This is a genomic window from Saccharopolyspora kobensis (assembly GCF_900108315.1).
Classification (GTDB): domain Bacteria; phylum Actinomycetota; class Actinomycetes; order Mycobacteriales; family Pseudonocardiaceae; genus Saccharopolyspora; species Saccharopolyspora kobensis.
Genome location: NZ_FNVB01000009.1, coordinates 345,900 through 362,946, shown reverse-complemented (window position 1 = coordinate 362,946; position 17,047 = coordinate 345,900). Strand labels below are relative to the sequence as shown.

Sequence of the window (17,047 nt, the reverse complement as noted above, 5' to 3'; positions counted from 1 at the left end):
TTCAGACAGCGGAAACCCGGCCGCCGCCTGAAATCCCGCCTGTGCATGCGCCGCAGGTGAATTGCTCGCCTGCGGCGCATGCCGCGGTCGCTCTCCCTCAGAGGAGGGCGAGTGCCGCGTCGACGACCAGCCAGGCCCCGAAGATCGCGAAGAGGGCCGCCGCGCCGTAGCGGATCAGGCGCTCCGGCAGGTGCTTGCCGAGCAGCAGGCCGATGCCGATGGCCAGCGCGTCGGCCACCACCATGCCGATCGTCGAGCCGATCCAGGTGCCGAGCCAGTCGTGGTGGGTGGCGAGCGTGACCGTGGCCAGCATCGTCTTGTCGCCCAGTTCCGCGAGGAAGAAGGCGACCGTCACCACCAGCACCGCCGAACCCGCGCGCCGGGAGGCCTTGCGCTTCTCCTCCTCGGTCAGGTGATCACCGCGCAGCGTCCACGCGGCGAAGCCCAGGAACGCCACTCCGGCGATCAGCGCGATCCACTCGGTCGGCAGCAGTTCGCCCATCCCGAAGCCCAGCGCGACCGAAACCGCGTGCACCACGGTGGTGGCGATGGTGATGCCGAGCAGCACCTGCCACGCGCGGTAGCGGGTCGCGAAGGTCATCGCCATCAATTGGGATTTGTCCCCGAGTTCGGCCACGAAGATCGCCACGGAACTCAGCGCAAGACTGCCCAGCACGATGAATACCCACCTCTTCGATCACGGCCAGGACGAAGGCGCGCAGCATCTTCGGCCCGGCATGCCATTGCCGGTTCCGAAGGTCTCGCCCACCTCTGGTCCAAGGCTCCGCGACCGGGTGCGCATCGAACGGGCACCAGCATGTCGACCGCGGGATTGCGGACTACTCCCCTTCTCCGCTCCGGAACATTACCTCCTTTCCGCGAAATATCCAAAGCCCAATCCGGACGCCGCACCCCATTCCATTATTCCGATTCGCCAAATAGAGTTTTCGGCGCGCCGAGAACCGGAATTTCGCCGAACCAATCGTGCTCTTCCCGAATTGCGAACCACCGGTGTTCGGAATTCAGCAGGAGCGGTCGCGACCTGCGCCGACGTCAGGCCTGCCCGAGCGGCCGCCCCGGCACGTCCGGGTCGCACCCGAGCCGGGGCAGCTGGGCGCGCACCGCCGCGCGGGTGCGGCCGAGCTCTTCGGCGAGCTCCCCGGCCAGCCGCGCCGCCGACTCGCCGAGCGCGCTCAGCCACCGCTCGCGCAGCAGTTCGCCGTCGGCATCGGTCCACGGCCGCCCCGCGTTCGGCGGCCGTGGCCGACTGCGCCCGCGACCGTTCGACCACGGCGCGTGCAGCGCCGCCAGGCCGTCCAGGGTCCGGGTCAGGAAGGCACCGGCATCGCCCAGTCCGTCGACGGCGATCAGCAGGTTGCCCTCCGCCACCACGCGGCCGTCCGCGTCCGCTCCGGCGAACTCCACCGCCACGCTCGCCGGCTGGTCCTGGCTGGCGGGCTCGCCCCTGGCCTTGACTCCGTAGGTGTGCTGTCCGACTCGAATCTCGTCGTGGAAATCCATGCCCCGAAGCTAAGGCCGACCACGGCGGAATCCCGGGAGTCAAGCATCGAACCGTCGCATGTCGGGATGGGCTCTCGGACGAGTGAGGGGCGGCTCACACCGGCACCAGGAACACCACCACCGCCCCGCCCGTTGAACAGGCTGGTCGATGCGCCCGTGTCCCCCGGGCCTCAACTATCGCCGTCGCGGAATACCGTTCGGCTGGAGCCGCGTCGCGCCACTCGCCGCAGAGGCGACCGGCGCGTCGACCCCTTACGAGAAAGATCCCCCGCCCTTCTCCTCGGACGGGGGATCTCTTCGTTACTCCCGGATCGGCGCTCCGTCCGCGACGAGCCGGCGGAACGCCGGTCAGCTGAACGGCTGCTCGTCGGGTTGGCAGACGAATCCCGGCTCCGGGACCTGCAGATCCACCAGGTAGTTCGCCGCGATCGTGTCCGCGCAGGAGCTGCGGCCGCCCAGGATGCAGTGGCCGTGTGCCTCGACGGTGACCAGGCGGGCGTTGCCCAGCTGCTGCTCCATCCGGCGGGAGAACTCGTAGCGGGTCGCCGGGTCGTAGCTGTTGCCGAACAGCAGGACCGGGTTCTCCGCCTGGTGCGCCCACGGACCGCGGTGCACGTCAGCGCTGGTCTCCGGCCAGGTCGAGCAGCCGGCCAGGTCGCTGAACGCCTGCGAGCGGCCGAACGTCGGCGATTCCGCCTCCCACTGCGCCGCGATCTCCGCCACCCGCTCGGGCTCGGCGGGGATCGGCTTGTCCGTGCAGTTCACCGCGAAGTAGCTGTCGTCCACGTAGCTGGACTCGGCGTCGGGCGCCGCGTCGAGCTTGCCGAGCGTGGTCGGCACGTTGAGGACCGTGAGAAGCTCCGGGACCAGCCCGGGCTTCGGGTTCAGCTGGCGGTGCAGGGACTGCAGGTCGGTGGCGAGCCGGCGGAAGTTCTCCGGTTTGTACAGCGCGCTGCCGGTGCTGTCGGTGAACTGGTCGAGAGTGATCTCCGTGCCGTCGGGCATGGTGATCGGCTCTTCGCGCAGGTGATCGCGGATCTCGTCGAACTTCGCCCGCGGGTCGCCCTCGCCGAATGCGCACTTCTTCGGGTTCTCGGCGCAGCGCTTCAGGAATCCGTCCAGCGCGAGCTCGAAGCCCTGCGCGCGCTCGCGGTCGTACTGAACGCCGTCGGAGGTCCGCAGCGCGGGATCGACGTTGCCGTCGAGGATGATCGCGCGGCTGCGTTCCGGGAACAGGTTGACGTAGGTCGCGCCGAGCAGGGTGCCGTAGGAGAAGCCGACGTAGTTGAGCTTCTCGTCGCCGACGCCCTGCCGCATCAGGTCCAGGTCCCGCGCGACGTCCTCGGTGGACATGTGCCGCAGCAGCTCACCGGCGTTCTTCGCGCAGGATTCGCCGTACTCCTGGTAGGCGTCCATGGTGGTGTCGATCTGCTCGTCGGTGACCGGCACCGACGAGATCCGGCCCAGCACCTTCTCCGCCTGCTGAGCGGACTTGAAGCAGCGCAGCGGATCGCTGTTGTTCACCCCGCGCGGGTCGAACCCGATGATGTCGAAGCGTTCCAGCACCTCCGGGTCGAAGCGCTCGACCGCCGTGGTCGGCCGGTTGTAGCCGCTGCCGCCGGGGCCGCCAGGGTTCAGGAACAGCGATCCGATGCGCTGGTCCGGGCTGGTCGCCGCCCGCCGCATCATCGCCAGCTCGACGGTGCCCTTGCCCGGGTCGGCGTGGTCGATCGGCACCGGGTAGGTGGCGCACCGGAAGAGGTGCCGCTCGGTGATCGGAACGCCGCTGAGGTCCGCTGAATCGCACTTCTCCCAGGAGACCGGCTCGGCGCCGGCCGGTTGGGCCGCGGCGGATGCCACCACCCCGGTACCCGCTACCAGCGCACTCGCCGCCACGGCCAGCACTTTGCGTAATCGGCCCGAATGCGCCGCCACGCGCACCTCCTCGTTCCACGGGTCAACTCCGCACCGGAGTCAACAGGCGGAACGGCCGCCGTCACACCGCAGAATGCAGGAACCCCGATGGCCACGGAACGCGGTATTCGGCCGAATCCCGCCTCCGCCAGCGCGATTCCGGGGTCCAAATCGGACGCTCAGCGCACCTCGTGCCGCCGCTCGCGCACGTGGTGGACGACGATCGACACCGAGGCGGCCAGGAAGACGACCTGCATCGAGGTGCGCGGGAGCAGCGCATCCGTGATGTCGGCCGGGGCGGTCAGAGCTTTGTGGACGTTCGCGGGGAACATCACCACCAGCAGCGCGGCGAGCCCGGCGGCCGACCACGGCGCGGTCCGCCGCAGCAGCAGTCCCGCCGCGCCGAGCAGTTCGAGCACACCGGTGATGGTCACGAGCAGGCCCGGCGCGGGCAGCGCGGGCGGGACCATCGCGATCAGCTGCTCCCGCATGTGGACGAAGTGCACGACGCCGGTCAGCACGAACATGGCGGCGAGTCCGCCGCGGACGGCCACCGGCCAGGGGCGCAGCTTGCGGACTCCGGCGGCTCCGGCCACCAGCAGCACAGCGGTCACGACGACGAGGGTGATGAGCGGTTCCACGCGCACGAGTCCCTTCAGCGGCGGCCAGGTCCGGCCGCACCGGTATATTGGAGAGCAGCGCTATCCAATATAAGAGAGTGACACTATCCAATTCAAGGAGCAGACGGCGTGCGCATCTCCGAGCTCGGCCGCGACAGCGGCGTCGCGGTGGCGACGATCAAGTACTACCTGCGGGAAGGACTCCTCCACGAAGGCCGGCGGACCTCGGCGACCCAGGCGCAGTACGACGAGAGCCACGTGGCGCGGCTGCGGCTGGTGCGCGCGCTCATCGGCGTCGGAGGGCTCAGCGTCGCGGCCGCCCGCGACGTGCTGGAGCAGCTGGACAACCCGCCGGAGACCATGCACGACCTGCTCGGCACCGCGCACCGGTCGCTGGGCCCGGCGGTCGACGAGGAGGTGGACACCGCTGCGGCGGAAGCGGTGCTGGAACGGCTCGGCTGGCGGGTGCAGAGCGCCGACCGCCAGGCCGTCCGCCAACTGGCCGCAGCGCTCGACGCACTCGAAGCGGCCGACTTCCCGCTGTCCGAGGAGGCCGTGACCACCTATGCGCGAGCGATGCGCGAGCTGGCCGAGGGCGAAGTCTCCGGCGTCCCGGTGGAGTCGAGAGAAGCCGCGGTGCGCTACCTAGTCCTGGGCACCGTGCTGGTCGAGCCGCTGCTGCTCGCGCTGCGCCGCCTGGCGCAGGCCGACGCCTCTCTGCGCCACCACGGGTCGTGAGTGCGCAACAGTGTTCGAGCACTGTTACGCGCTCACGACCTCCTGCTACGGGACCAGGTAGCGGCTGTCGCGGCTGTCGGTGATGGCCATGTGGCCCGGCGCGTGGCCGATGGCGAACGGCGGCTTGGACCGCATCACCGCTGCCTGCGGAGTCACCCCGCAGGCCCAGAACACCGGGATCTCACCGGGGCGGATCTCCACCGCGTCGCCGAAGTCGGGCCGGTCGATGTCGGCGATGCCCAGCGCTTCCGGCGCTCCGACGTGCACCGGAGCACCGTGCACGGACGGGTAGCGGGAGGTCACGCGGACCGCGGCGGGGACGAGTTCGGCCGGGACGGGCCGCATCGACACGACCATCGGCCCGGACAGCCTGCCCGCCGGGCGGCACTCGCGGTTCGTCCGGTACATCGGGACGTTGCTGCCCGCCTCGATGTGGCGCACCGGGACCTCCGCCTCCAGCAGCGCGGCCTCGAAGGTGAAGCTGCAGCCGACCAGGAACGACACCAGGTCGTCGCGCCACAGATCGACGACATCGGTGCGCTCCTCGACCAGCTCGCCGTCGCGGTAGACGGTGTAGGCGGGCAGATCGGTGCGCAGGTCGCCGGCGAAGATCCCGGCGCTGGTCTCGCCGGGCTCGGTCACGTCGAGCACCGGGCAGGAGCGCGGATTGCGCTGCGCGAACAGCAGGAAGTCGTAGGCGAACTCGCGCGGCAGCGCGATCAGGTTGGCCTGGGTCCAGCCCGCGCTGTAGCCCGAGGTGGGCACGCGCAGCCCGGCGCGGAACGCGGCGCGAGCCTGCTCCGGGGACATCTGCTGCGGTTCGGTCATCGCGGAACTCCTCGTCTATCAGCACTGTCGGCGAAGCCGACCGCGCTTGTATGAGCGGCGGCAGCCGCTCGGGCCACCTCGGCAAAGCGACCACCGGCGGGTTCTGGGTGCTTTCCTGGCGAGGACGGACCCTCCGCTGTGCATCGGACATGCATCAGGAGGGGCACCCGCAGTCCAGGGAAGCACTCGGGTTCCACCGGCAACCACCCGCGCAGAACAACCACCGACGGATTCTCAGCGGCGGAAGCGGATTCGCTGGCCGGGCCGGGCTTGCGCGGCCTTGTCCAGATCGGCGGCGACGACCACGGCGATCACCGGGTAACCGCCGGTCACCGGGTGATCGGCCAGGAACAGCGTCGGCCGGGCCGAGGGCGGCACCTGCAGCGCGCCCGCCACCATGCCCTCGCTGGGCAGTTCATCGGTGCGGCAGCGCTCCAGCGCCGGCCCGGACAACCGCATGCCGACCCGGTTGCTGTCCGGGGTGACCTCGTAGGAGCTGCCGACCAGCGCGGTCAGCGCGTCCTCGGTGAACCAGTCGTGCCGCGGCCCGAACGCCACGCGCAGCGTGATCTCGCCGTCCTCGCACGCCGCCACCGGTGCCAGGTCCACCTGCGGGAACCGCTGCGGCGGCGGCCCCACCGGCAGCTGTGCGCCCGGCGCCAGCGGCTCCGGGCCCAAACCGGCCAGCACATCGGTGGCCCTCGAACCGAGCACCGGTTCGACGGCGATACCGCCGCGCACGGCGAGATAGCTGCGCAAGCCGCGGTCGGGCATCCCCAACCGCACGACCGCGCCCGCGGGGATCCGCAGCACCGAGTTCACCGCGGCACCACGACCGTCCACAGTGACCGGACACGGCGCACCCGTCACCGCGGCGGTCAGGTCCCGGGTCGCGCGCACTTCCAGCCCGCCGAAGGTGACCTCGATCGCCGCCGCGCCCTCGTCGTTGCCGACCAACCGGTTGGCCAGCCGGAACGCACCGCTGTCGGCCGCGCCCGAGGACCCGACGCCGATCCCCGCCAGCCCCGGGCGCCCGAGGTCCTGGACCGTCGCGAGCGGCCCGGTGGCCAGCACCTGCAAGCAGCTCATCGGACCTCCTGAAAGCGCACCCGCACACCCGGGCGCAGCAGCGCGGGCGGATTGCGGTCCACCCGCCAGACCTCGAGATCGGTGCGCCCGATCAGCTGCCAGCCGCCGGGCGATTCGCGCGGGTAGATACCGCTGAACGCACCGGCCAGGCCGACCGAGCCCGGCGGCACCTTGGTCCGCGACTCGACCCGCCGCGGCACCGCGAGCTCCGGCGGGCCACCGGCGAGGTAGCCGAAACCCGGTGCGAAGCCGCCGAAGGCGACCGTCCACACCGCACTCGTGTGCCGGTCCACCACCTCGCGCTCGGTGAGCCCGGTCAGCTTCGCCACCTCCGCGAGATCCGCGCCGTCGTAGACGACCGGCACCTCCACCAGCGCACCGTCACCGCCGGTTGTTCCGCGCGGCTCGACCGCGCGCACCGCCGCCTCGATCGCGGCGACGTCGGCGCGCTGCGGATCCAGGTGCAGCAGCAACGTCCGCGCCGCCGGGACCAGATCCGTGACTCCTTCGGGCGGCGCCTCGGCGAGCGCGGCGTAGAGCGCCTGCACGGCTTCGAGGTCGGCCAGTTCGACGAGCAAGCCCGAATCAGCGCACCGCAGGAACCGCATCACAGCCCTCGCGCGGCGAACGGCTGCAGCTGAACTCCGCCGGCGACCAGCTGGTCCCGCACGGCTTGGGCGATGGCCACCGCGCCGGGGCTGTCGCCGTGCACGCAGATCGAGTCGGCGTCGACGCGGATCTGCGAACCGTCGACGGCCTCGATCGGCTCCCCGGCCGCCAGCCGCAGGCAGCGCTGCGCGATCAGCTCGGGGTCGTGCAGCACGGCACCGGGCTCGCGCCGCGACACCAGCGTGCCCTCCGGGGTGTAAGCGCGGTCGGCGAAGGCCTCGCGGAACACCCGCAGCCCGGCGCGCTCGGCCTGCTCCAGCCACTGCGAGCCGGGCAGCCCGAGCACCGCCAGCGACGGGTCGTAGGCGCGCACCGCCTCGACGACGGCGGCCGCCTGCTCGGCGTGGTGCACGATCGCGTTGTAGAGCGCGCCGTGCGGCTTGACGTAGGCGACCTCGGTGCCGGCGATGCGGGCGAACCCGGCCAGCGCGCCGATCTGGTAGATCACGTCGTTGGCCAGCTCGCGCGGCGGCACGTCGATGAACCGCCGCCCGAACCCGGCGAGGTCGCGGTAGCTGACCTGCGCGCCGACCACGACGCCCTGCTTGGCGGCCTGCTCGACGGCGGCGCGGATCACCGTGGCGTCCCCGGCGTGGTAGCCGCAGGCGACGTTCGCGCTGGTCACGATGCCCAGCAGCGCCTCGTCATCGCTGAGCTCCCAGCGCCCGAAGCCCTCCGCGAGGTCCGAGTTGAGGTCCATGCCCACCTCACTTCCACAGCGCGGCGATGCCGCCGAGCGCGTTGTAACCCAGGTACACCGTCAGCAACCAGGCGACCACACCCACGATCAGCAACCACCGCGGGTAGCGGTATCCCCCGAGCAGGTCGCGGCGCTTGGCGGCGACGAACATCAGCACCCCGAAGCCGACCGGCAGGATCAGCCCGTTGAGCGCGCCCGCCAGCACCAGCAGCGTGGTCGGGGCCTTGTCGAGCAGCAGGAACACCGCGGCGGAGATCGCCACGAAGCCCACCACGAGCCAGTTGCGGGACCGCTCCAGCTTCGGCGAGAAGGTCACCAGGAACGACACCGAGGTGTAGGCGGCACCGACGACCGAGGTGATGCTGGCCGCCCAGAGGATCATGCCGAACAGCCGCATGCCGAACTCGCCCGCGACGTGCTGGAACGCCTCGGCGGTCGGGTTGGCCGAGGTCAGCGCCACACCACCGGCGACGACGCCGAGGATCGCGAGGAACAGCACCAGCCGCATCACGCCCGTCACCAGCAGCGAGACGACCGAGCTGCGGCTGACGTCGACGATCCGCTCCGGGCCGGTCACCCCGGCGTCGACCAGGCGGTGCGCACCGGCGTAGGTGATGTAGCCGCCGACGGTGCCGCCGATGAGCGTGGTGATGGCCAGGAAGTCGACCTCGCTGGGCCACACCGCCTGCACCAGGGCCTGGCCGACCGGCGGCGCGGAGGAGAACGCGACGAAGGCGGTCAGCAGGATCATCACCACGCCCAGGACCACGACGATGCGGTCCATGGCCACGCCGGCCTTCTTGCTCAGGAAGATGCCGATGGCGATGACGGCCGACAGCGTGCCGCCGATCTTGGCGTCCAGGCCGATCAGCGCGTCCAGGCCGAGCGAGGTGCCCGCGATGTTGCCGACGTTGAACACCAGCCCGCCGAAGACGACCAGCGCGGCCATCACGTAGCCGAGGCCGGGCACCACCTTGTTGCCCAGGTCCTGGGCCCGCATGCCGGAGACGCCGATGACCCGCCAGACGTTCAGCTGGACGGCGATGTCGACCAGGATCGACACCAGGATCGCGAAGGCGAACGCGGCGCCGAGCTGGATGGTGAACTCGGTGGTCTGGGTGATGAAGCCGGGTCCGATCGCGCTGGTGGCCATCAGGAACACCGCGCCGAGCAGGGTGCGGCGCTTGGCCGCCGAGGATCCCTTCTCGGCCGTGGTCGTCTCAGCCATGGCACTCCGATCAGCTGCGCACCGGCCGGGGACCGGTGACGGGAACGTCGACTTGGAGACCGCAAGAGCAGGCGGTTCGGGCCAAGATAGAGAATTGTTGAACAATTCTGCAATACCCTGCGTGGAACTTTCTCGTTACACTCGAGATCAACTGCAATCGTTGGGAGCTGGATTGACCGCGGACCCGTGGGCGGACCTCCTGGCGGCCGACCGGTCGCTGCTCGACCGCACGAGCACGGCCGAACGGGTCGCCGACCTGCTGCGCCAGCGGGTCATCGACGGCGCGCTGGCGCCGGGCACCCGGCTGTCCGAGGAGAGCGCGGGCCGCGCGCTGGCGGTTTCGCGCAACACGCTGCGCGAGGCGTTCCGGCTGCTGGTGCACGAGCGGCTGCTGGTGCACGAGTTCCACCGCGGGGTGTTCGTGCGGGTGCTCAGCGACGAGGACGTCATCGACCTCTACCGGATCCGCCGGCTGCTGGAGATCAGCGCGGTGCGCCGGGCCGGCGGGGCTCCGGCGGAGCTGGTGGCGGCGGTGGACCAGGCCGTCACCGACGGTGAGCGCGCGGCCGCGGAGGAGCGCTGGTGGGACGTGGGAACCGCGAACATGCGGTTCCACGAGGCGCTGGCAGCGCTGGCCGGGAGCCCGCGGGTGAACGAGACGATGCGGCGGCTGCTGGCCGAACTGCGGCTGGCGTTCCACCGCATGTCCCGGCCGCGCGAGCTCCACGAGCCGTACCTGAAGCCGCACCGGGAGATCTCGGACCTGATCAGCGGCGGGCGGGTGCAGGAAGCCGCCGACCGCCTGGAGGGCTACTTCGACGCCGCCGAGGCCCAGCTCGTCGCCGCTTACCGCAGCTACACGCCGGAGTGATCCCCGGCGAGGACGGCCCTCCGCCGCGCATCGGAGCGGCCCACGGGTTCGGCCGAACCACCACCCCGGCAACGCGAGCACCAGCAGGCCCTAACATCGCCGTGCGTGAGGCTTCCGCTGAACGCCGTCGTCGAGGGGCACCAGTACCTCCGCGAGGCCATCTCCGCCCTGACCGATGAACAGGTCGCCGCGCCGTCGCTGCTCCCCGGCTGGAGCCGCGGGCACGTGCTCGCGCACCTGACCGACAACGCGCGGGCGTTCGCACGGGTCTCGGCGCACGCGCTGCGCGGTGAGCTCGTCGACGCCTACGACGGCGGGCAGGCGGAGCGCGACGCGATCATCGAGGGCCTCTCCGGGGACAGCGCCGAGCAGCACCGCGCCCGGCTCGACCGGCACAGCGCGGCGCTGGAGGCGGTCTGGTCGCAGGCGACCGACGCCGACTGGGACCGCCCGGTGCGTTTCCGCAACGGCGACCTGGCCGGGATCGTGCGGATGCGGTGGCGCGAGATCTGGATCCACCTGGTGGACCTGGACGTCGGCGTCGGCCCGCAGCAGTGGCAGCCGGAGTTCTGCGCGCACGCCATCGACTTCCTGCTCCCCCGCCTCCCGGAGGGCTTCGCGCTCCGGCAGACCGACGGCACGGGCACCTGGGCGGACGGTCCGGTCGAGATCAGCGGCCGGGCCCACGACCTCGCCGCCTGGCTGGCGGGCCGGACCCCGCAGCGCACGCCGACCGGCCCGCTCCCCGAGCTGGGACCGTGGCCTCCCCACCCGATCCCGGACCAGCGGTCGAGCGCTCAGGACTGAGCGTCGAGGACCTCGACCAGGGCTTCGTAGGTGCGCTGAACCGCGCCCGCCTCGCTGACGAGGACGGTCGCGGTCGGCCGCGTCCGGATCACCTCGGTGAGGCGGTCGTGCATCTCGGCGAGGAAAGACGCGCCGCCTTCCTCGGCGACGATCTCCTTGATCTGCCCGTGCCACGGCAGGTCGTCGTCCTCGCCGCGCCGCGCGAAGCGCTCGACGGACCGCTCCTTGCTGTCCATCAGGACGATCTCGCGGAACTCGGCGCCGTTCTCGCGCGCCACGGCCTCGAAGCGCTCGATCTCGCTCGACCGGGCCAAGAACTGCGGCATCACGACATCGCGCCCGGCGGCGAGGTGGGTGCCCGCCATGCTCAGGGCGATCGGGCGAACGATCTCGCCGGTCTCCGCGAAGCGGTCCCGCCAGCCGCCGATCAGCCCTCGCAGCTGATCGATGTCGAGGTTGAGCACACCGACGTGGTCGTCGACGTAGCGCCGCGCGAGCGTCGACTTCCCGATGCCGGGCGGTCCGTTGAGGTGGATGAGACGCGGCATTCCGCGCAGTCTAGGGATCGCCGCGCCCGCGCGGGGTGGTGATGCTGGCGATTCGCCCGAGCGGCCGCCCCGTGAGCGACGATGTCGGCACCGCCGCTCACGACGGCTCAGGCGAGACCGGCGAAGAGGTCCGATTCCCAGTTGTTCGGGCCGGATCCAGGTCCTCGGTCGCCGCGGACCAGCAGGTAGTGCTCCAGGGCGAATTCCGGGCGCAGGACCAGCTTGGCGAAGAACTCCCCGTCGTCGAGGTTGACCTGGCTGGGGTACGCGCGCAGTGCGGCGATCTTGGCGGCGTGGAAGGCCCGGCCGTCGACCATCGCGGTCAGCTCCTCGTCCGGCACCGTGAACGGCTCGAAGCCCTCCACCCCGGCTTCCTCGACCTGCTTGAGGATCGAGCGCGGCAGCGTCGTCCAGTACACCTTCGGCACCTGCCACGCCTCGCCGAGCTCCGGCGCGTAGTCCGGGTCGGCGGCCGGGTCGAGGGAGGTCATCACGGCGCGGTGCGCGGCGATGTGGTCCGGGTGCCCGTAGCCGCCGTTCTCGTCGTAGGTCACCACGACGTGCGGCCGCTCCGCGCGCAGGATCTCCACCATGGCCCTGGTGACCTCGGCCGGATCCGCCGCGGCGAATGCGCCGGGTGCGGAATTGCCGTCCTCGCCCGCCATGCCACTGTCCCGGAAGCGGCCCGGGCCGCCCAGCCAGTGGTGCCGGATCTCGCCGAGCTCGGCCAGCGCCGCGCGGATCTCGCCGCGCCGGTGCTCGCCCAGCGCGTCCTGGTCGCCGCGCAGGTGCGCGAGATCGTCGCTGACGACCTCGCCGAGCTCGCCGCTGGTGCAGGTCACCAGTGCGACGGAGGCACCTTCCGCGCTGTAGCGGGCCATCGTGGCCCCGGTCGCGGTGGCCTCGTCATCGGGATGGGCGTGCACCAGCAGAAGACGACGATCGTTCATGCTTCGAGCCTAGCCGCGCTCACCGACAGCCGGTGGGAAAATCCGGATTCGCCGGGAAGTTCCGGCAATGTTCGCTCATCGGTCGACGACCGCGGGGCCGGGCCCGGGTGAAGATCTCCAGACGCAGAAGAAGGAGGCATCGTGTCTGGACTATCCCGACGAGGCGTGTTCGGCCTGGCCGGCGCCGCAGCGGTCGCGGGCGCGCTCGGCACCGGGCAGGCGGTGGCCGCACCGGCAGGCGTGGCGCTGATCGGCCCGGCGAAGGGCCCGCAGCTGCACGTGATGAGCTTCAACATCCGCACCGACACCAAGGCCGCGCCGCCGGACCCGGACTCGTGGCGCACCCGCCGCCCGATCCTCGCCGAGCTGCTCGGCACCGAGCAGCCCACCGTGCTGGGCGTGCAGGAAGCCCTGTACACCCAGGTCAAGCAGGTGCTGCAGGACATCCCGCCGTTCTACGACTGGATCGGTCTGGGCCGCGAAGGCGGCGGCCGCGGCGAGTTCATGTCGATCTACTACGACACCCGCCGCCTGGAACCGCTGGACTACGACCACTTCTGGCTCTCCGACACGCCGTCGGTGATCGGCTCCAAGTCCTGGGGCAACAACGTGATCCGGATGGTCACCGCGGTGCGCTTCCACGACCGCCGCAGCGGCCGCGAGTTCGTCCACGTCAACACGCACTTCGACCACCGGTCGGAGCCGTCCCGCCAGCGCAGCGCGCAGCTGGTGCGCGAGCGGATCGCCGGGTTGGACGCCGACCTGCCGGTGGTGCTCACCGGTGACTTCAACACCCCGGCCGGTGACTCGGAGTCCTACCGGATCCTCACCTCGGGCGGTCTGGCCGACACCTGGACGACCGCGCAGCGGCGTCTCACCCCGGCGTGGGGCACCTTCGGCGGCTACAAGGAACCGGTCGAGGGCAAGGAGCGCATCGACTGGATCCTGCACAACGACCGGGTGGCGGTGCGAGCCGCGGCGATCAACGACTTCCGCCGCGACGGCCACTTCCCGTCCGACCACCTCCCCGTCCAAGCCCTGATCGACCTGCGCTGACCACGCCCGCACCCGGCACTGCGCCGATTTCGCGTGAAATCGACCATCACGGCGCCGGGACGAGGACGATCCAGATCTGGCCGGGGGCGAAGGGGATCGGTTCCCCGGCCGGAGTCGCGTAGGTGGTGCCGAGTTCCGGGGCCGGGCGGTGCCAGCGGCCTTCGAACGCCGCGCCGTCGCGGAGCACCACGGCACGTCCGGTGCCGACGGTCTCCGCGAACGGCGAGGCGTTGCCCACCACGTCCTGGAACGGCGAGTCCGACACCGGAACCTCCTGCAGCACAACGGTGCTCGCCGCGAGGCGTCCGCTGTCGGTGGCCGCGTAAGGCCGCCCGTCCATCGACACCAGCCACCGCTGCTGCGCCGGGGACCAGGTGAAACCCACCCGCGCCGACCGGTAGGCGACTTCCTCGGCGCTGGCCGGGACACCGCCGCCGGGCACCGGCCCGAACGTCAGCGCGGCGTTCGGCGACCACCCTCCGCCCGCGGGCAACCGGGCCGGACGCACGTAGAGGTTGTGCGGCTTCTGGCCCGGGCCGCGGTAGAACGCGCCGGGCACCGCTTCCGGCGGCGCGCTGACCACCGGCGTCCGGCCGATCTCCGGCAGGAGTTCCGGTGCCGCGCCGGAGAACGCCAGCGCGGGGCGGCCGAACTGCGGCAGCAGCCGGAGATCGGTCTGCCGCGCGCTGCGCACCGGCCCGACGACCGGTGGCCGCCGGGTGCCGAAGACCGCGATCAACCGGCTGATCCCGGCTTCCACCGGCTCCACGTACACGATGTCGGCCGCACCGATGCCGGTCGGCGGGCGGGCCGGTGGCGCGTTGTCCACCTTCACCGCGAGCACCGGCGGTCCGGCGGGCGGCGGCGCGGGTGGCGGTTCGGGCGGTGGTGGCGGCGGCGGTCCCGCTATCGGCACCGTTCGCGTGCCGGCCGGTTGCAGGGCCAGCCCGCCGAGCATCACGGCCCCGACGGCGACCAACGTGCCGAACACGCGCAACCACCACATCGCGCCTCCCCCTGCGGAGCGGTCCGCTGCCGGGTAGCTTCACCCGCTGCAACGGCAGCGACAAGGGGCCGACTGGCGTCTTTACCCGGCAAGAGCTCCGCGAGCGGCAGCCCGGAGCACTCGCCCGGTTCAGCTGTACGGACGCCGGTCGCGCGCCTCCGCGGTCGCCCGCGCCCACCACACGAGCTGGTCCAGCATCACCTTCGCCGCCGCGGCCGGACCGGTGGTGTCGTGCGGGTTTCCGGACGCGTCGAAGCGCTCGTGGGCGTAGTGGAAGCTGACCGTGTCGCGGACGGTCACCGCGTGCAGCTCGGCGAAGACCTGCCGCAGCTGCTCCACCGCCCGCAATCCGCCGGAAATGCCGCCGTAGCCGACGAATCCGACGGGCTTGGTCTGCCACTCCGCGTGCGCCAGGTCGATGGCCGCCTTCAGCGGCGCCGGGTAGCCGTGGTTGTACTCCGGGGTGATCACCACGAAGCCGTCGGCGGCGTCCAGCCGGGCCGTGTAGTCGCGCAGCTGCTGGGTTTCCGACGCGGGCATCACCGCGGGCAGATCGACCTCCGCCAGGTCGATGAGGTCGATGTCCAGCTCCGGGTGCTGCCGGGCCTGCGCGGCGAACCAGTCGGCCACGGTCCGGGCGAACCGCCCTTCCCTGGTGCTGCCGACGATGATGCCCAGGCGCAGTCGGTTCTCGGTCATGTCTTCCTCCCATGGTGATCGGCTTCCAGACCATCATGGAATCTCCACATTACTTTAAGTCAAGGACGAATCGGCCGAGACTTCGAAGGACTTCCGCAGCGCCGCGAACTCCTGTTCCGACAGCTCGACGCCCAAGCCGCGCAACACCTCCCGCAGCTGGCCCGGCGCCACCTCGGCCACCTCGCGCTCGCCCGAGGCCCGCTCCACGGTCAGCTTGTTCCCGACCAAACCCCGGCTCACCCCCGGTTCCAGCCGGAACACCACGGGTTTGGCGACGAACGGCGAGTTCGGGTGGGTGGCGACGTAGTGGTGCGCCACCTCGTAGTCGGTGAACCGCTGCGGCAGCTCGTCGGAGGCGTGCAGCACCTCCCACCCGTCCGCGCCCGCCTTCTCCAGGTTCCACAGTGGACCGTTGCGGACCAGCCGGTGCCGCCAGCCCGCCTGGTCCACCACCGCGCCGTCCTCGAACGGCATCGGCGAGAGCATTCCGGCGCCGAAGCCCACATCGGCCAGGTGGTCCGCGCCCTCGACCCGGACCCGAAGCACCATGTGCGTCCGGTAGCCGGAGCCGTCGGGATCGACCCGCGCCATCCGCCGCTCGACGTCGAAGCCCAGGTTCTCCAGCACCGCCGCGAACAGCAGCGCGTGCTCGAAGCAGTACCCGCCGCGCCGGCTGCGGACGAGCTTGTCGTAGATGGTGCCCAGTTCGATCCCGGGGTGCTGCCCCAGGACCACGTCGACGTTCTCGAACGGGATGGCCTGGACGTGCGCCTCGTGCAGCGAGCGCAGCGCCGCCACCGAGGGGCCGGGAACCGCCGGGTGCCCGATCCGCGCCAGGTAGCCCTCGAGATCGGCCTTCTCCGTCCGCCACTCGTCTTTCGCGTGCTTTCCCATGCGCTCAGGCTGGCAATTCGAGCGCGCTGGAAGTCAACGCAGGTGCTCGCACTCCTCGGGCTCGGCGTGCAGGCCCCCGAGGGAGTGCCAGAAGCCGAGCGCCTCGGTCGTCGGCTCGAACGGCCCCGCGCTCCACCGGTAGTCCGGCCAGGAATCGCGCAGCATGCCGACGGCGAGGGTGGCCAGCCCTCGGCGGCGGCAACGCCGGTCGATGCGGACGTGCTCGAGCACCACGACCTGGCAGGCGTGGCAGACCCGCAGCTCCAGCTCGCCCACGACGAGCCCGTCCAACCTGATCTCGATCCCGGGCGGCCCGGCGGGCAGCAGCGCCGGGACCGCGGCCAACTCCAGATCACCGAGCATGCGGTCCAGCATGTCCGGTCCAGACCGGTTTGTCCTCCGGAAGAACGGGGTATTTCCGGCTCACTTGACGCCGCGCTGCCAGGAGTCCAGGGCGATCAGCGTCTTCGTGCTCGTCACGCGGTGGCTGCGGCGGATCTCGTCGATGGTGCGCTGCAGGTGCGCCATGTCCCGCACCCGCATCCAGACCAGCGCGTCCGGATCTCCCGCGATGGTGAAGACCGCCTGCGCCTCCGGCATCCGGGTGGTGGTCTGGACGATCTCGTCCACGTTGCTGGTGCCCAGGAAGCGCAGCTCGATGAAGGCCTCCACCGGCCAGCCGAGCTTGGCGTGGTCGAGCTGGACGGTGTAGCCCAGGATCACGCCCAGCTCCTGCAACCGGTCGATGCGCCGCTTCACCGCGGCTGTGGACAGCGTCACGCGGGTGGCGATGTCCGAGAGCGTGCGGCGTGCGTCCTCGCGCAGCAGCGCCAGGATCTCGTGGTCCGTCGCATCGAGCGTCTGATCGGCCATGCGCAGCGATGGTACGCAAAATTCAGCGGTGCGGAA

The 17,047-nt window shown here is 71.3% G+C and carries 20 protein-coding genes; 4 read left to right on the top strand and 16 right to left on the bottom strand.

Annotated elements, in window-relative coordinates; all coding sequences use genetic code 11:
- Nucleotides 1-97: 97 nt before the first annotated feature.
- The 4 genes from C4T78_RS28930 to C4T78_RS28915 form a co-directional block, all read right to left on the bottom strand.
- Entirely contained in the window at nucleotides 98-649 is a 552-nt protein-coding gene (locus C4T78_RS28930; RefSeq protein WP_258958372.1) for a TMEM165/GDT1 family protein, read from the bottom strand.
- Nucleotides 650-1,053: 404 nt separating this feature from the next.
- Nucleotides 1,054-1,521, bottom strand: coding sequence for a hypothetical protein (locus C4T78_RS28925; protein WP_093351932.1), 468 nt, complete (start codon nucleotides 1,519-1,521; stop codon nucleotides 1,054-1,056).
- Nucleotides 1,522-1,869: 348 nt separating this feature from the next.
- Nucleotides 1,870-3,456: an alpha/beta hydrolase gene (locus tag C4T78_RS28920; RefSeq protein ID WP_235863497.1), complete on the bottom strand. Its 1,587-nt coding sequence runs from the start codon at nucleotides 3,454-3,456 to the stop codon at nucleotides 1,870-1,872.
- 158 nt (nucleotides 3,457-3,614) lie between these two features.
- Complete coding sequence (locus C4T78_RS28915; protein ID WP_093352134.1) at nucleotides 3,615-4,076, bottom strand: DoxX family protein; 462 nt, start codon at nucleotides 4,074-4,076, stop codon at nucleotides 3,615-3,617.
- A gap of 108 nt (nucleotides 4,077-4,184) precedes the next feature.
- Here C4T78_RS28915 and C4T78_RS28910 point away from each other — a divergent pair, with 108 nt between their 5' ends.
- Nucleotides 4,185-4,793 (top strand): MerR family transcriptional regulator, encoded by a 609-nt coding sequence (locus C4T78_RS28910; protein WP_093351929.1) that lies wholly within the window; start codon nucleotides 4,185-4,187, stop codon nucleotides 4,791-4,793.
- A gap of 45 nt (nucleotides 4,794-4,838) precedes the next feature.
- On the opposite strand, the gene C4T78_RS28905 is transcribed toward C4T78_RS28910, so the two are convergent.
- The 5 genes from C4T78_RS28905 to C4T78_RS28885 all read right to left on the bottom strand — a co-directional run bounded on the left by C4T78_RS28905 (nucleotide 4,839) and on the right by C4T78_RS28885 (nucleotide 9,307).
- Nucleotides 4,839-5,621 carry a putative hydro-lyase gene (locus C4T78_RS28905; protein ID WP_093351927.1) on the bottom strand — a complete coding sequence of 261 codons (783 nt, stop codon included), beginning with the start codon at nucleotides 5,619-5,621 and terminating at the stop codon, nucleotides 4,839-4,841.
- 234 nt (nucleotides 5,622-5,855) lie between these two features.
- On the bottom strand, nucleotides 5,856-6,710 hold the full coding sequence (locus C4T78_RS28900; RefSeq protein ID WP_093351924.1) for a 5-oxoprolinase subunit C family protein: 855 nt from the start codon (nucleotides 6,708-6,710) through the stop codon (nucleotides 5,856-5,858).
- Nucleotides 6,707-7,318, bottom strand: a complete 612-nt coding sequence (gene pxpB / locus C4T78_RS28895) for a 5-oxoprolinase subunit PxpB (protein ID WP_093351921.1) — start codon at nucleotides 7,316-7,318, stop codon at nucleotides 6,707-6,709. Before pxpB ends, C4T78_RS28900 begins: the two co-directional genes overlap by 4 nt.
- Nucleotides 7,318-8,079: a LamB/YcsF family protein gene (locus C4T78_RS28890; protein ID WP_177247568.1), complete on the bottom strand. Its 762-nt coding sequence runs from the start codon at nucleotides 8,077-8,079 to the stop codon at nucleotides 7,318-7,320. Before C4T78_RS28890 ends, pxpB begins: the two co-directional genes overlap by 1 nt.
- A 7-nt stretch (nucleotides 8,080-8,086) precedes the next feature.
- Nucleotides 8,087-9,307, bottom strand: coding sequence for an NRAMP family divalent metal transporter (locus C4T78_RS28885; protein WP_093351916.1), 1,221 nt, complete (start codon nucleotides 9,305-9,307; stop codon nucleotides 8,087-8,089).
- 160 nt (nucleotides 9,308-9,467) lie between these two features.
- Between C4T78_RS28885 and C4T78_RS28880 the strand changes: the two genes are divergently transcribed.
- Entirely contained in the window at nucleotides 9,468-10,178 is a 711-nt protein-coding gene (locus C4T78_RS28880) for a GntR family transcriptional regulator (protein WP_374703910.1), read from the top strand.
- Nucleotides 10,179-10,283: 105 nt separating this feature from the next.
- A complete protein-coding gene (locus C4T78_RS28875; RefSeq protein WP_093351913.1) occupies nucleotides 10,284-10,985 on the top strand; it encodes a maleylpyruvate isomerase family mycothiol-dependent enzyme in 702 nt (233 codons plus the stop codon).
- Here the strand turns inward: C4T78_RS28875 and C4T78_RS28870 are convergent.
- Nucleotides 10,976-11,533 carry an AAA family ATPase gene (locus C4T78_RS28870; RefSeq protein ID WP_093351911.1) on the bottom strand — a complete coding sequence of 186 codons (558 nt, stop codon included), beginning with the start codon at nucleotides 11,531-11,533 and terminating at the stop codon, nucleotides 10,976-10,978. The two genes, C4T78_RS28875 and C4T78_RS28870, sit on opposite strands and share 10 nt — an antisense overlap.
- Before the next feature lie 107 nt (nucleotides 11,534-11,640).
- Nucleotides 11,641-12,465 (bottom strand): N-acetyl-1-D-myo-inositol-2-amino-2-deoxy-alpha-D-glucopyranoside deacetylase, encoded by an 825-nt coding sequence (mshB, locus tag C4T78_RS28865; protein ID WP_093352132.1) that lies wholly within the window; start codon nucleotides 12,463-12,465, stop codon nucleotides 11,641-11,643.
- Nucleotides 12,466-12,624: 159 nt separating this feature from the next.
- On the opposite strand from mshB, the gene C4T78_RS28860 reads away from it, so the two are divergent.
- Nucleotides 12,625-13,539, top strand: coding sequence for an endonuclease/exonuclease/phosphatase family protein (locus C4T78_RS28860; protein WP_235863496.1), 915 nt, complete (start codon nucleotides 12,625-12,627; stop codon nucleotides 13,537-13,539).
- Nucleotides 13,540-13,585: 46 nt separating this feature from the next.
- On the opposite strand, the gene C4T78_RS28855 is transcribed toward C4T78_RS28860, so the two are convergent.
- From C4T78_RS28855 to C4T78_RS28835, 5 genes are all read right to left on the bottom strand, one after another.
- The gene (locus tag C4T78_RS28855; protein ID WP_177247567.1) at nucleotides 13,586-14,545 is read right to left on the bottom strand and encodes a DUF3048 domain-containing protein; all 960 of its coding nucleotides are present in this window, start codon (nucleotides 14,543-14,545) and stop codon (nucleotides 13,586-13,588) included.
- Nucleotides 14,546-14,674: 129 nt separating this feature from the next.
- Nucleotides 14,675-15,244: an NADPH-dependent FMN reductase gene (locus C4T78_RS28850; protein ID WP_093351907.1), complete on the bottom strand. Its 570-nt coding sequence runs from the start codon at nucleotides 15,242-15,244 to the stop codon at nucleotides 14,675-14,677.
- 54 nt (nucleotides 15,245-15,298) lie between these two features.
- On the bottom strand, nucleotides 15,299-16,138 hold the full coding sequence (locus C4T78_RS28845) for an arylamine N-acetyltransferase family protein (RefSeq protein ID WP_093351904.1): 840 nt from the start codon (nucleotides 16,136-16,138) through the stop codon (nucleotides 15,299-15,301).
- A 33-nt stretch (nucleotides 16,139-16,171) separates the two neighbouring features.
- Nucleotides 16,172-16,513, bottom strand: a complete 342-nt coding sequence (locus C4T78_RS28840; RefSeq protein ID WP_093351902.1) for a hypothetical protein — start codon at nucleotides 16,511-16,513, stop codon at nucleotides 16,172-16,174.
- Nucleotides 16,514-16,561: 48 nt separating this feature from the next.
- The gene (locus C4T78_RS28835; protein ID WP_093151805.1) at nucleotides 16,562-17,011 is read right to left on the bottom strand and encodes an Lrp/AsnC family transcriptional regulator; all 450 of its coding nucleotides are present in this window, start codon (nucleotides 17,009-17,011) and stop codon (nucleotides 16,562-16,564) included.
- Between the last annotated feature and the right edge of the window lie 36 nt (nucleotides 17,012-17,047).